Below are 12,426 nucleotides of genomic sequence, written 5' to 3' on the forward strand. Positions count from 1 at the left end.
CGGTAGCGATCAGGCACGATGCATCAGCTTGAGCGCGGCGGTCAGGCGCAGGCTGCGCTTGCCGGCGAGCGCGGTTGCTTCCAGCACCGCCTGCTCGTCGTCATAACTGCCGGAGAAGCCGATGCCGACCTCGTGGCCGCCAAAGATCGGATCGTCCGTGGCGGGCGTGTGCTCCTGGTTGAGGATCTGCCCCTTCCACCGGCCGTTCGCTGCGGTGTAGCTGCCGAGATAGTAGAACGAGGCGTCGCCGCCGAGGATGCGGCCCTGGTTCAGCAGCATCACGCCGGTCAAGCCGCCATCGACGCCGTCAAGCATGCGCAGATGAATCGAATAGAGCCCGTCGGCGATGCTGGCTTCGCCGACGCCGCCGGCGATCGGCACCTCGTCCTCCGTGATCGGCGTCATCAGCGATTGGAAGGGAATGCCGGGCAGCTCCTTCAGTTCGCCCTTGAAGCGGTAGAGATCGCCGTCGGCAAAACCCTTCGCGATCAGCGTCGCATCATCGGTGCCGGCCATGGCGCGGTAATTCGGATCGGGGTTGTGGCGGACGGTCTTGATGACGATGTCGACGCCGTCTGCGGTTTTCTCGTAGGTCCCGATGTGGGCGAATGCCGAATTGCCGCCGAGCATCTTGCCGTTGCCGGCATGCATCACGCTCCGGCCGACGCTGTCGCCGAGCTGAAATCGCACCTTGTAGAAGCCTTCAAACACCAGCCGTGTCCCCGGCCCCGCGCGCATCCTGCGGGCACTCTATCCCGGTTTGGGCTGAGATGGACAGGCTCCAGGCCGGCATGGCCGCCAGACCCACAATAAGTGCTGTCATCAGAATGCAAAAATCCGCCGGAGCCTTGCAGCTCCGGCGGATTTGTAAGCGAACCCGGGCCAGCCCCCCAGGCCCAAGCCGGGAGGATCTTAGGCCGCGGCCTTCTTGTCAGCCGGGACGGACGCGATCGTCTTCAGTATCTGCGAAGCGATCTGGTATGGGTCGCCCTGCGAGTTCGGACGACGGTCTTCCAGATAGCCCTTGTACCCATTGTTGGCGAAGGAGTGCGGGACGCGGATCGAAGCGCCGCGGTCGGCAATGCCGTAGCTGAACTTGTTCCACGGCGCGGTCTCGTGCTTGCCGGTCAGACGCTTGTCGTTGTCCGGGCCGTAGACGGCGATGTGGTCCATCAGGTTCTTGTCGAAGGCCGCCATCAGCGCCTCGAAGTACTCCTTGCCGCCGACCGTACGCATGTACTCGGTCGAGAAGTTGGCGTGCATGCCCGAGCCGTTCCAGTCGGTGTCGCCGAGCGGCTTGCAGTGGAACTCGATGTCGATGCCGTACTTCTCGGTCAGGCGCAGCATCAGGTAACGGGCCATCCACATTTCGTCAGCGGCCTTCTTGGAGCCCTTGCCAAAAATCTGGAATTCCCACTGGCCCTTGGCGACTTCCGCGTTGATGCCTTCATGGTTGATGCCGGCCGCGAGGCAGAGGTCGAGATGCTCTTCGACGATCTTGCGGGCGACGTCGCCGACATTGGAGAAGCCGACGCCCGTATAGTACGGGCCCTGCGGCGCCGGATAGCCGGCGGTCGGGAAGCCAAGCGGACGGCCGTCCTTGTAGAAGAAGTATTCCTGCTCGAACCCGAACCAGGCGCCGGCATCGTCGAGGATGGTGGCGCGCTTGTTGGAGGCGTGCGGGGTCTTGCCATCGGGCATCATGACTTCGCACATCACCAGCACGCCGTTGGTGCGGGCGCCGTCCGGGAACACCGCGACCGGCTTCAGCACGCAATCGGAGCTGTGGCCTTCGGCCTGCTGGGTGGAGGAGCCATCGAAGCCCCACAGCGGAAGCTGCTCGAGCGTCGGGAACGACGCAAATTCCTTGATCTGAGTCTTGCCGCGCAAGTTCGGAGTCGGCGTATATCCGTCGAGCCAAATGTACTCGAGCTTATACTTGGTCATTGAGCCTCTCTGTAGATGATGCGAACGGTGGGGTTGAGAGCCCCGCACGTTTGTACCCGGCCATCATCGGCCGGCCCTTTACAAGCATTTAACGTGCCAAAAGGCCGCAGCGTTGGAGGTTTTCCACCGCGGTGGAACCGGCTCGCCCGTGGCAAACTGTCCAGAGGGACGTGCGTCATACGAGCGCACCTTCGCGTGAAGCTGCACTGCAAAAAACCTGCAGAAAACGCCTGATTCTGGAGCAGGCGGGCCCCTGCCGCAGGTTGCCGATGAAACGCGCATCAACGTCCGGCAACTTTCGCAAAGCCCGGCGCCCTGTCCGGCAACCTTTGCAATGGCCCAAGCGTTAGCCACCAACAGGGTGCCTTGCGCGATGCAGACAGTCGACTGCCCACAAAATAGGCGAGAACTGATTTCCTTTTCAGCACTTTGCATTTCGGAGTGCGCGGCCAATATAGCGATTCCAGTAACCACTATCGAACGAGTCGAGCGCACCATGGAGGCCAAGGCGCTTCGACGAAGGAGCAAATCGCAATGATGAACAATGGTCTGAGTCGCGGATCTGCAACGATCTACCAATTCCCGACCGGCGGCCGCGCGGCTCTTGCCGGACGCCGCTATCGCGAGACCCGCCTTCCCGCTGATCACGCCTCGCTTCCCGCGGACGTCTCGATCTGCAGCGATAGCTGGTACCACCAGGACGCGGTCGACGAAGCAAAGCCCGAGTGGGAACGCTAATGCCTGCGTCAGGTTTGATACCGCCGCGCTCTTTCGAGCGCTCAGCGGAAGTTTGAAAAAGGGTCGAAACGACTACGTTTCGACCCTCTTTGATTCCGGACCGAAAGATGCCCTTCAGATCACCGCGCAAGCTCTCACCTGCTGCTTGCGCGCCTGTCGCCGTCATAAAGCGCAACAATGAATGGCGTATCATCGGCGTTACGGTAGTTCCGTAACGTTTTCGTATCGTCCTGCCGCGGACCGGAAATCCCAGCCGCCAGCATGGTGCTCCCCAAAAGAATGGCCTTGTGCCGGCCCATGTTCGCCCCCTGTAATAGACCTCACGGACACCCCCAGTGCTTCCGGTGGAACCATAGCCCAAGATGAGTTCATGTCAGATTCCCCTGCCCGTCATCTCGCCCTGCAAGGCGCCGGCAATTTTCGCGACCTCGGCGGTTACGCCACAAGCGACGGCCGCACCACGCGCTGGCGCCACATCTTCCGCTCCAACCATCTCGGCCAACTCACCGCTGAAGACATCGAGGTCGTCCGCGCGCTGGGTGTCAAAAGCGCGTTCGACTTCCGCGGCGTCGAGGAACGTGCGGCCGGTGTCTGTCTCGTCAACGAGATCACAGTGCATTCGCTGCCGATCGAGCCGACGGTGGTGGCTTCACTGCGCGCCGAGCTCGCCAGGGGCGCGCTGACTGCGCCGGTCGCGCTTGAGCTCATGCGCGAGTCCTATCGCAACTATGTCCGCCACAACACGCACAGCTTCCGCATGCTGTTCGGCCATCTCCTGGAAGACCGCGCCCCGCTCGTGATCCACTGCACCGCTGGCAAGGACCGCACCGGCTTCGCCAGCGCACTGATCCTGCATGCGCTCGGCGTGCCCGATGACGTCATTGCGGAGGATTATCTGCTGACCAATCGCCACTACAAGCGCGATGTATCGAGCGTCTCCGATCTGCCCGCCGACGTCCTCGACGCCATCGGCTCGGTCAACGTTTCCTATCTTAAGGCCGCCTTCGATGCCGTCGACCGCGACTATGGCGATGTCGAAACTTACCTGCGCGACGGCCTCAAGCTCGGCATAGCCGAGCGGACCGCGCTGAAGGAGCGTTACCTTCAGGCGTGAGCGACGGGGCGCCTCACACCGTCGGAGCTGCGGCCTTGATGATGGAATTGGTCAGCGCGAGCGACACCTGCATGGTACTCCAATTGCTCTGATGCAGCTTCAGATCATCCTCCGGATCGAGCAGCTGCTCGAACGAAGCGTTGTTTAGCACGTGCCAGTGCCGCGTGAGCGCCCAACGCTGGAACAGGTTGACCTTGGCGTCCTCCGCCGCGGCTCGGATCGCCGAAACCATCTTCTCCGCGAGATCGGCGTTGTCGTCGAACAGCATGGCCGTCACATATTGCGGATCGATCAGGATGACATCCATGGTCGGGTGATTGCGCAGGAGGGCCAATCCCCTGGTGATGCTCGCGACCACTTCGTCGAAGTTGAATTCCTTCTGGCGAAAGACCGCGTTGGTCCCGACCTGCCAGAGCACCAGAGCAGGATTGTCAGCAAAGATATCGTCTTCGAACCGAGGCACTTCCAATGGCGCTTCCTGGCCGCCCTGGCCGCGGTTGAGCACGTCGATCCGGATGTTCGGATGGGGATCGTCATCCTTGTAGTGTTTTCTCAAATACAGCTCGAGCCGCGCGGGATAGGGAACGACATTGCGAAGTCCGGCAGTCGAGGACGACCCCATCGCCACCACGCGCACGGGGCCTCTTCTGCCCAACGCCGCCCGGAAATTCTCAAGCGGACGCTTCAATTCAACGATCTCTGGAGGATTATCGAGAGTCGGCAAGTCATCAGACATGAAACACCCTCCGTCGCCATCTAAAGTTGCACTTATAACCCAGCCTTGATGCCGCCGCCATTGCAAGTCCACTTCGCCTCACGCAATAGTCAGCGCGAATTGAGACGACGGAGGTTATCGTGCAAGGAAAAATCATTGTCGTGACCGGTGCGCTCGGCGCGCTTGGCAAGGTGGTCGCAGACGTCGCGCAATCACGTGGCGCATGGGTCGCCGGTATCGATCACGCGCCCTCTCAAATGCAGGCGACGGCCGAGCGCATCGAGATCGGCGGCGTCGACCTGTCGGACGCGGCGCAGGCGAAGACAGCGATCGAGGTTGCCGCGAAGCATTTCGGCAAGCTGGACGCCTTGGTCAACATCGCCGGCGGCTTTGCCTTCGAGACCGTCGGCGACGGCGATATCAAGACCTGGCACCGCATGCATGCGCTGAACGTGCTGACGGCCCTCAACACCTCGCACGCGGCGCTGTCATATCTCGCCGCTTCGAAGGCTGGCCGCATCGTCAATATCGGCGCCATGGGCGCGCTCCAGGCTGGCTCCGGCATGGGGCCCTACGCGGCGTCGAAGGCAGGCGTGCACCGCCTCACCGAGGCGCTCGCCAGCGAATGGAAGGGCAAGGTCACCGTGAACGCGGTGTTGCCGTCGATCATCGACACCAAGGCCAACCGCGCCGACATGCCAAAAGCGGACTTCTCCAAATGGGTGACGCCGCAGGAGCTTGCCGAGGTGATCCTGTTCCTCGCGAGCGATGCCGCGAGCGGCGTCACCGGCGCACTCATTCCGGTGAGCGGACGCGTGTGATCAATCCGGCACCAGCAGCCGCAGATCGCCCTTGAAACGGATGCTCTGTTTGCCGGCGAGGGCCATGCCTTCGCCGTAGGCGGTCTCGTCGGTGTAGGTGCCGCTGAAGCCGATGGTGACGACCTTGCGGCCCCACACCGGTCGCTGGTCGAACGAGGGCGAATGCTCCTCGTTGGTCAGCTCGCCTTTCCACTTGCCGTCGGCCGAGGTGTAGTTGCCGTAGGCGAAGAAGAAAGAATCGCCGCCCCTCATGGTGCCGTCGCGCAGGACCATGACGCCCTGGTTGCCGCCCTGAACGGCATCCAGCATCTCGATCCGAATGTGATAGAGCCCGTTCCTGATTGTCATATTCGCGAGCGCCCGCCTGTTCCCACGCGCGGGGATATAGCTGGCTTGACCGTGTTCGGGCAAATGCCGGTTAGCCGAGTCCGATCCGGGCTAGACTGCCCACAACTGATTCTCCGATCGGAAACTCGCTTTGGAAACCGCGCTCTACCTGCCCGTCAAACGCTTCCTCGAAGAACTAGGCTTCTCCGTGAAGGGCGAGATCGGCGGCTGCGATCTCGTGGGCCTGAGCTCTGGTGATCCGCCGATCGTCGTGATCGGCGAGCTCAAGCTTGCCTTCAATCTCGAAGTGATCCTGCAAGCTGTCGACCGCGCGCCGGCCGGCGACGAGGTCTGGATCGCCGCAAAGATGTCGATCCGTGGCAAGGGCCGCGAGAGCGACGCGCGCTATCGCAATCTCTGCCGCCGCCTCGGCTTCGGTATGTTGGGGGTGACCGACAACGGCCAGGTCGAAGTGCTGGTGAAGCCGCCGACGGCAGCACCCCGCCGTGAGCCGAAGACGCGCTCGCGGCTGGTCGCCGAACATCAGCGCCGCCAGGGTGATCCCGTGCTTGGCGGCAGCACCCGCGCGCCGATCATGACGGCCTACCGGCAGCAGGCGCTGGTCTGCGCATCACAACTCACTGCGGGTCCGCGGCCCGTGCGCGAATTGCGCGAGCGATGTCCCGATGCCGGCAAGATTCTCCTGCACAACGTCTATGGCTGGTTCGAACGCGCCGAGCGCGGGATCTATCAGCTGACTGAGGCCGGCCACGCCGCGCTGAAGCGCTGGCCGCAGGCACCGGTCAAAACCATCGCGCGCGAGGCATCCCTGCCCTAGCGGCCATTATTATTCTGGGGGAACGGCATGATCGTGGTGACAGCCAGTGTGACGGTCTGGCCCGAGACATTTGAGGAGGCGCGCCGCCTCAGCCTGGAACATGTCCATCGGTCGCGCGAGGAGTCTGGCTGCATCTCGCATGCAGTGCATGTCGACTGCGAGAGCCCGCTCAGGCTGGTGTTCATCGAGCAATGGGCCCACCGTGACGCGCTTGCAGCCCATTTTGCGGTACCCACGTCCGGCGAATTCGTCCGGGTCCTGCGCTCACTGGCCGCAGGACCGTCGACGCTCGAACTTTACGACGCGACCAGGCTTGAGAAGCTGTGATGCATAGCTGAGATGCCATACCAATTTCATATTGCAATGCAACATGGACCGCACTAGGTATCGCGGCATCAAAACGAGGCCGTTATGAACGCAGACTGGAACACCAAATATGGCACGCGGCGCGTGCGCCACGATCCGCCCACCCTGGACGAGGCGATCTTCGCCGCCGTCGGCATCACCGACGACCAGGAGCAGCAGGCCGAGATCGCTGCAGCGCTGATGGGCATGCCGCTCGAAATCGTTCAGGCCGAGGTGAAGAAGCAGGCGCGCACCAACAGCCGCATCACTGCGACGCGCGTGATCGCCGGCGAGCAGGGTGCCCAGCGCTCAGTCGTGGTTGAACGCCGCGTCGTCCGCCGCTTCGGCAACGACAAGCGCACCGGCACCTAAGCGCTTATTTCACGACCCACAATACGGAGCGGACCGGTTTTGCCGGTCCGCTTTTTTGATTCAGGCCTTTTGATTTCAGGCCGCGCGATTACCGTACATGCTGGAGATCAGCTTCCAGCAGGTCGAGTTGAAGCTGAGAAGAGCGCGGCCGGCCTTGAACGGGGCCGCGGCGAGATCAGCAAGCTCGGCCTCGGGCGTCCTGGCGAGATCAATCGTTCCGGTTGATTCCCCATGGCGGAAAGCGAGATGCGCACCAAACTTCGTGGCGAGGGCCCGCATGGCGTGATTCTCCGCGCCTGTGGTGATGCGCAGGCGCTTGTAGCCTTTCCAGCGCGCTTCAGCGATCAGGCGGCTGAATAGCACCGTGCCGACGTTCTGGCGGCGCGCGGAGGCTTCCACGCTGAAGGCGACTTCGGGCAGCGAATCGCTCTCCGACGGATGCAGCTCGGCCGCGCCGCGGACCACGCCGTCGACGATATAGGCAACGATCACAGTGCCATCTTCGGCGCAGCGCGCGGCGTAACGCTCGATGAAGCTGTCGTCGAGAAAGCCGTTGAAACGGTCATGCCGGCTCGCGGCATCCAGTCTCAGCAGATGATCGCGCAAAAGCGGCAATTCTTCCTGCTGGCTCAAAGTTCGCAAATAGCCCGGAACGGACGTCGTGCGGTCGGTCTCTTCAAGTACCACGTCAAAACTCCTCTTGGTGTCCCTCGAGGAGGCGTTCGAATCCCTAGGTCCCCGATATTGTGCGTCGCAGCAAAATTTTCAAGCTGGGAACCTGCTCAAGTTTGAGGCAGCCGAACTGACTAATTCGTTAACAAAATCAAGGCCCCGTAGTCCTACAGGACCAGCTGGGTCTGGGTCACGACCGCGACCAGCTTACCGTCCTCGGTCTCCAGCCGGGTGGTCCAAACTTGGGTCCGGCGACCCCGATGAACCGGTGTGGCGGTGGCGATGAGAGTGGTTCCCTCCTTGGCGCCGCCTATGAAGTTGGTCTTGCTCTCCAGCGTGGTCGTGCCCTTGGCGTCCTCTGGCAAATTGATCACGGTCGCGGCCGCGCCGACGGAATCGGCGAACGCCATCACCGCACCGCCATGGATGGTGTGATGCAGCGTGCAGAGATCCGGCCTCACCGTCATCCGCGCCACCACGCGATCCTTCTCGGCGTCGACGAACTCGACGCCCTTGAGCTCGGCGAACGGCATCTTCATCGCTTTAAGCTTTTCGAGCGGTGTCATCGTTTCCCCTCCCAATTCGTTGTTGTCTCAGCGTGAATGGCTTCGCGTGGCAAAGCAATGACGTCCGAGGTAGTGGCTGCCGTGACATCGGCACTTTGATTTGCGCATATGCTCCTCCCATGCGCCACTTCCCGCCTCGCCGCATTGTCTGCCTGACCGAAGAGACCGTCGAAACGCTCTATCTCCTGGGCGAGCAGGACCGCATCGTCGGCGTCTCCGGCTATGCCGTCCGCCCGCCGCGGGTGCGGCGCGAGAAGCCGCGGGTGTCGGCCTTCGTCTCCGCGGACATCCCAAAAGTCCTGGCGCTGGAACCGGAGCTGGTCCTGGCCTTCTCCGATCTCCAGGCCGCCATCGCCGCCGATCTCGTCCGCGCCGGCATCGACGTCCACGTCTTCAACCAGCGCGACGTCGCCGGAATTTGTGCGATGATCCGCACGCTGGGCGCGCTGGTTGGTGCGGCCAAGCGCGCAGAGGAACTCGTCCAAGGTTTTGAGCGGCGCCTCGCCGCGATCGCAGCCACGCCCCGCCCCTCGCCGCGGCCAAAGGTCTATTTCGAGGAGTGGGACGATCCCCTGATCTCCGGCATCGGATGGGTGTCCGAGTTGATCGAGATCGCCGGCGGTGAGGATGTGTTTCCGGAGCTGCGGCATCGACAGGCAGCGAAGGATCGCATCATCTCCGCGAATGCGGTGCGTAAGGCCGCCCCCGATGTGATCCTCGCCTCATGGTGCGGCAAGAAGGTCGTGTCCGCCCGCATCAAGCAGCGTGATGGCTGGAACGAGATTCCGGCCGTGCGTGATGACCGCATCGTCGAGATCAAGTCGCCGATCATCCTGCAGCCGGGGCCGGCGGCGCTGACGGATGGGCTGGATGCGATTGTGACGGCGTTGTGGGGGTGAAGGACTTCCGATCTCTCCGTCGTCATTGCGAGCGCAGCGAAGCAATCCAGACTCTCTCCGCGGAGGGATTCTGGATTGCTTCGTCGCAAGGGGTCCTCGCAATGACGTTGAGAGAGACTTCGTCCCTCACGTCACCGCATTGACGACCTGGTATTCCGGGCGGCGCCACACCTCGCCGTTGATCACTTCTTCGATGATCTCGGCTGCGCGGATGATCTCATCCTCGCCAATATAAAGCGGCGTGATGCCGAACCGCATAATGTCAGGCGCGCGGAAATCGCCGATGAGACCGCGGGCGATCCCGGCCTGCATGGCGGCGTAGCCGCCCTCAAAGACGAACGACACTTGCGAGCCGCGGCACTCGTGCGCGCGTGGGGTCACGAGTTTGAGTTGCGGACAGCGGCATTCGACTTCCGCGATCAGGAGATCGCCGAGCGATAGCGAGCGGGCGCGCACCTCCTTGATATCGACTCGGTCCCAGATATCGAGCGAGGCCTCCAGCGCCGCCATCGCCAGCACCGGCGGCGTGCCGACGCGCATACGCTCGACACCGCCGGCGGCCGCGTAGGCAAGCTCGAATGCAAAGGGTTTTGCGTGCCCCATCCATCCGGACAGCGCGGCGTGCGCTTCGTCGGCATGGCGCGGTGAGACATAGAGGAAGGCCGGCGCGCCCGGGCCAGCATTGATGTATTTGTAAGTGCACCCCGCAGCGAAATCGGCGCCGCAGCCTGCGAGATCGACCGGCAGCGCTCCAGCCGAGTGGGCGAGATCCCAGACGGTGACGATGCCGAGAGCATGTGCCTTTGCAGTCAGCTTCGCCATGTCGTGGCGGCGGCCGGTGCGGTAGTCGACCTCGGTGAGGTACAGCACCGCAATCTCTTTCGACAAAGCGGCCTCGATCTCCTCCGGCGCCACCAGGTGCAATTGATGGCCGCGCCCGAGCGTCGCAATCAAGCCTTCGGCCATGTAGAGATCGGTCGGGAAATTGCCGGTGTCCGACAGGACGACCTTGCGCGATGCGTTCATGTCGAGCGCGGCGGCGAGCGCCTGATAGACTTTTAGCGACAGCGTATCGCCCACCATCACGGAGCCCGCTTCCGCGCCGATCAGCCGCGCGATGCGGTCGCCGACGTGGCGCGGCTGGGCATACCAGCCGGCCGTGTTCCAGGCGCGGATCAGCTCGTTGCCCCACTCGATGGTAATGACGCGGCTAACGCGCTCGGCAACGCCAAGCGGCAACGCACCGAGCGAATTGCCGTCGAGATAGATCACACCGTCAGGCAGATGGAACAGCGCTCTGGTGTCGTCGTAGACGCGAAGCTTGGTCATAGCCTTCTCTACAAAATCGTGCGCACCCGCCAGAGTTCGGGGAACAGCTCGATCTCCAGCATGCGCTTGAGGTAGCTGACGCCACCGGTGCCGCCCGTGCCGCGCTTGAAGCCGATGACGCGTTCGACCGTCGTGACATGGTTGAAGCGCCAGCGCCGGAAATAGTCCTCGAAATCGACCAGCTTCTCCGCGAGCTCGTACAGCATCCAGTGCGTCTCCGGCGCCTCGTAGACGATACGCCAGGCCTGCAGCACGCCCTCGCTAAAGCTGTGGGTCTCACGGACGTCACGCGCGAGCACTGAGGCCGGCATCTTCAGTCCGTTGCGATCCGCAAGCCGCAGCACCTCGTCATAGAGGCTCGGCGTTGCGAGTTCAGCTTCGAGCAGCCTGGTCGTTTCCACATCGTGCGCGTGTGGCTTCAGCATGGCGTGGTTGCGGTTGCCGAGCAGATATTCGATCAGCCGGTACTGGCGCGACTGAAAGCCGGAGGACTGGCCGAGCTGGGAACGGAAGCGCGTATATTCGCTCGGAGTCATCGTGCGCAGCACGTCCCAGGCGTTGTTGAGCTGCTCGAAGATGCGCGACATCCGCGCCAGCATCTTCATGGCGGGGGCCACCTCGTCGTTGGCAATGGCGCGGCGTGCTGCGCTGAGCTCGTGGATGGCAAGCCGCATCCAGAGCTCAGTGGTCTGATGCTGGATGATGAACAGCATCTCGTCATGCGCTTCGGACAGCGGATGCTGCGCGCCGAGGATCGCGTCCAGCGCCAGATAATTGCCGTAGGACATGCGCCGGGCGAAATCGGTCTCGGCGCCTTCGCTCGAGGGATCGTAATCGCTGGACGTCATGACTAGCCCTTTCGATCGATCATCGCTGCCCTCCTCAGTCGAGGCCAATCAGCCGCGCGGTAATCGGCGACGACGGATCCTTGAGCCCGTCGATCACGGTAAAATGGTTCAGTCCGGGATCGACAACGAGGCGCGTCGGCACATCAAAGCCGGTCCAGACGTTGGCCAGCAAGTCGGACTGACGGATGAATTCGGGCCGTTCGCTGCCGCCGACCCAGGCGGTCACAGGCGAATGCCCGCGCGGCAGATGCAGCGCCGCGCTTTCGAGCGTCGCCTCCTCCATGGTCATGCGCAACGTCTCGTTCATCCTGGTCTTGAGCAGCGGCCGCAGATCATGCAGGCCGCTGATCGAGAGCGTTCCGGCGATGCGGTTGAAGACGGCGGGCTCGAGCTGGCTGTCGTCGCAGAGCATGCGCGTGACGAGATGGCCGCCGGCGGAATGGCCGGCGAGCCGGATCGGCCCCGCGACGAGCGACGCCGCTTTCGCGATCGCTGCAGTCATCTCCGCGGTGATGTCAGAGATACCAGCGGCCGGCGTCAGCGTGTAGCTCGGCAGCGCCACCGTCCAACCGTGATGCCGCGCGCCTTCGGCGAGATCCGTCCAGGTCGATTTGTCGAAGCGCATCCAGTAGCCGCCGTGCACGAACACGACGAGACCCTTGCTGTCGCCATCGGGCAGGATCAGGTCCAAACGCTGGCGCTCACCGGAGCCGTAGGCGATGTCGGGACGAAAACCCTTCAGCCCGGCGCGGTAGGCCGCCGCCCGCTCCGCCCATTGTGCCGGCATCTTGTCCGAGCCCGGGATATGGGCCGAATTGGCGTAAGCGTCATCCCAATCGCGCATCGTTACTCCCGAGGGCTCGTCCAGCCGGGCGCCAGTCTGCCACCGGTCAAG

16 protein-coding genes are annotated in these 12,426 nt (G+C 63.0%); 7 read left to right on the forward strand and 9 right to left on the reverse strand.

Annotated features, from left to right (window positions below):
• Positions 1-9: 9 nt before the first annotated feature.
• Complete coding sequence (locus tag ABIA96_RS09145; RefSeq protein ID WP_354136714.1) at positions 10-711, reverse strand: GrlR family regulatory protein; 702 nt, start codon at positions 709-711, stop codon at positions 10-12.
• Between the two features lie 201 nt (positions 712-912).
• Entirely contained in the window at positions 913-1,947 is a 1,035-nt protein-coding gene (locus tag ABIA96_RS09150; protein WP_354136715.1) for a glutamine synthetase beta-grasp domain-containing protein, read from the reverse strand.
• A 534-nt stretch (positions 1,948-2,481) separates the two neighbouring features.
• On the opposite strand from ABIA96_RS09150, the gene ABIA96_RS09155 reads away from it, so the two are divergent.
• On the forward strand, positions 2,482-2,685 hold the full coding sequence (locus ABIA96_RS09155) for a DUF2735 domain-containing protein (RefSeq protein WP_354136716.1): 204 nt from the start codon (positions 2,482-2,484) through the stop codon (positions 2,683-2,685).
• Between the two features lie 370 nt (positions 2,686-3,055).
• A complete protein-coding gene (locus ABIA96_RS09160; protein ID WP_354136717.1) occupies positions 3,056-3,799 on the forward strand; it encodes a tyrosine-protein phosphatase in 744 nt (247 codons plus the stop codon).
• Between the two features lie 13 nt (positions 3,800-3,812).
• Here ABIA96_RS09160 and ABIA96_RS09165 read toward each other — a convergent pair whose 3' ends face one another.
• Positions 3,813-4,601, reverse strand: coding sequence for an SGNH/GDSL hydrolase family protein (locus ABIA96_RS09165; protein ID WP_354136718.1), 789 nt, complete (start codon positions 4,599-4,601; stop codon positions 3,813-3,815).
• Between the two features lie 53 nt (positions 4,602-4,654).
• Here ABIA96_RS09165 and ABIA96_RS09170 point away from each other — a divergent pair, with 53 nt between their 5' ends.
• Positions 4,655-5,335 carry an SDR family oxidoreductase gene (locus ABIA96_RS09170; RefSeq protein ID WP_354136719.1) on the forward strand — a complete coding sequence of 227 codons (681 nt, stop codon included), beginning with the start codon at positions 4,655-4,657 and terminating at the stop codon, positions 5,333-5,335.
• On the opposite strand, the gene ABIA96_RS09175 is transcribed toward ABIA96_RS09170, so the two are convergent.
• Positions 5,336-5,683 (reverse strand): GrlR family regulatory protein, encoded by a 348-nt coding sequence (locus ABIA96_RS09175; protein ID WP_354136720.1) that lies wholly within the window; start codon positions 5,681-5,683, stop codon positions 5,336-5,338.
• A gap of 130 nt (positions 5,684-5,813) precedes the next feature.
• Here ABIA96_RS09175 and ABIA96_RS09180 point away from each other — a divergent pair, with 130 nt between their 5' ends.
• The 3 genes from ABIA96_RS09180 (at position 5,814) to ABIA96_RS09190 (ending at position 7,217) form a co-directional block, all read left to right on the forward strand.
• Positions 5,814-6,500 carry a DUF2161 domain-containing phosphodiesterase gene (locus tag ABIA96_RS09180; protein WP_354136721.1) on the forward strand — a complete coding sequence of 229 codons (687 nt, stop codon included), beginning with the start codon at positions 5,814-5,816 and terminating at the stop codon, positions 6,498-6,500.
• A gap of 27 nt (positions 6,501-6,527) precedes the next feature.
• Positions 6,528-6,827, forward strand: coding sequence for a putative quinol monooxygenase (locus ABIA96_RS09185; RefSeq protein WP_354136722.1), 300 nt, complete (start codon positions 6,528-6,530; stop codon positions 6,825-6,827).
• A gap of 84 nt (positions 6,828-6,911) precedes the next feature.
• The gene (locus ABIA96_RS09190; RefSeq protein WP_354136723.1) at positions 6,912-7,217 is read left to right on the forward strand and encodes a hypothetical protein; all 306 of its coding nucleotides are present in this window, start codon (positions 6,912-6,914) and stop codon (positions 7,215-7,217) included.
• Positions 7,218-7,292: 75 nt separating this feature from the next.
• On the opposite strand, the gene ABIA96_RS09195 is transcribed toward ABIA96_RS09190, so the two are convergent.
• Positions 7,293-7,904 carry a GNAT family N-acetyltransferase gene (locus tag ABIA96_RS09195; protein ID WP_354136724.1) on the reverse strand — a complete coding sequence of 204 codons (612 nt, stop codon included), beginning with the start codon at positions 7,902-7,904 and terminating at the stop codon, positions 7,293-7,295.
• Between the two features lie 152 nt (positions 7,905-8,056).
• A complete protein-coding gene (locus ABIA96_RS09200) occupies positions 8,057-8,455 on the reverse strand; it encodes a PaaI family thioesterase (protein ID WP_354136725.1) in 399 nt (132 codons plus the stop codon).
• Positions 8,456-8,574: 119 nt separating this feature from the next.
• Between ABIA96_RS09200 and ABIA96_RS09205 the strand changes: the two genes are divergently transcribed.
• Positions 8,575-9,354, forward strand: coding sequence for a cobalamin-binding protein (locus ABIA96_RS09205; RefSeq protein WP_354136726.1), 780 nt, complete (start codon positions 8,575-8,577; stop codon positions 9,352-9,354).
• A 126-nt stretch (positions 9,355-9,480) separates the two neighbouring features.
• Here ABIA96_RS09205 and kynU read toward each other — a convergent pair whose 3' ends face one another.
• From kynU to ABIA96_RS09220, 3 genes are read right to left on the reverse strand one after another with little or no spacing between them, the layout of a single operon-like run.
• The gene (gene kynU, locus ABIA96_RS09210) at positions 9,481-10,683 is read right to left on the reverse strand and encodes a kynureninase (protein WP_354136727.1); all 1,203 of its coding nucleotides are present in this window, start codon (positions 10,681-10,683) and stop codon (positions 9,481-9,483) included.
• 8 nt (positions 10,684-10,691) lie between these two features.
• Positions 10,692-11,531: a tryptophan 2,3-dioxygenase gene (gene kynA, locus ABIA96_RS09215; RefSeq protein ID WP_354136728.1), complete on the reverse strand. Its 840-nt coding sequence runs from the start codon at positions 11,529-11,531 to the stop codon at positions 10,692-10,694.
• A gap of 34 nt (positions 11,532-11,565) precedes the next feature.
• Complete coding sequence (locus ABIA96_RS09220) at positions 11,566-12,375, reverse strand: hormone-sensitive lipase (protein WP_354136729.1); 810 nt, start codon at positions 12,373-12,375, stop codon at positions 11,566-11,568.
• Positions 12,376-12,426 lie beyond the last annotated feature (51 nt).

Source organism: Bradyrhizobium sp. LB11.1, from assembly GCF_040549385.1.
Classification (GTDB): domain Bacteria; phylum Pseudomonadota; class Alphaproteobacteria; order Rhizobiales; family Xanthobacteraceae; genus Bradyrhizobium.

What these genes read in the sequence shown, in the direction of transcription:
- ABIA96_RS09150 (WP_354136715.1), bottom strand. Translation starts at nt 1,947, where the DNA reads ATGACCAAGTATAAGCTCGAGTACATTTGGCTCGACGGATATACGCCG.
- ABIA96_RS09155 (WP_354136716.1), top strand. Translation starts at nt 2,482, where the DNA reads ATGATGAACAATGGTCTGAGTCGCGGATCTGCAACGATCTACCAATTC.
- ABIA96_RS09160 (WP_354136717.1), top strand. Translation starts at nt 3,056, where the DNA reads ATGTCAGATTCCCCTGCCCGTCATCTCGCCCTGCAAGGCGCCGGCAAT.
- ABIA96_RS09175 (WP_354136720.1), bottom strand. Translation starts at nt 5,683, where the DNA reads ATGACAATCAGGAACGGGCTCTATCACATTCGGATCGAGATGCTGGAT.
- ABIA96_RS09185 (WP_354136722.1), top strand. Translation starts at nt 6,528, where the DNA reads ATGATCGTGGTGACAGCCAGTGTGACGGTCTGGCCCGAGACATTTGAG.
- ABIA96_RS09190 (WP_354136723.1), top strand. Translation starts at nt 6,912, where the DNA reads ATGAACGCAGACTGGAACACCAAATATGGCACGCGGCGCGTGCGCCAC.
- ABIA96_RS09200 (WP_354136725.1), bottom strand. Translation starts at nt 8,455, where the DNA reads ATGACACCGCTCGAAAAGCTTAAAGCGATGAAGATGCCGTTCGCCGAG.
- ABIA96_RS09205 (WP_354136726.1), top strand. Translation starts at nt 8,575, where the DNA reads ATGCGCCACTTCCCGCCTCGCCGCATTGTCTGCCTGACCGAAGAGACC.
- kynU (WP_354136727.1), bottom strand. Translation starts at nt 10,683, where the DNA reads ATGACCAAGCTTCGCGTCTACGACGACACCAGAGCGCTGTTCCATCTG.
- kynA (WP_354136728.1), bottom strand. Translation starts at nt 11,531, where the DNA reads ATGACGTCCAGCGATTACGATCCCTCGAGCGAAGGCGCCGAGACCGAT.
- ABIA96_RS09220 (WP_354136729.1), bottom strand. Translation starts at nt 12,375, where the DNA reads ATGCGCGATTGGGATGACGCTTACGCCAATTCGGCCCATATCCCGGGC.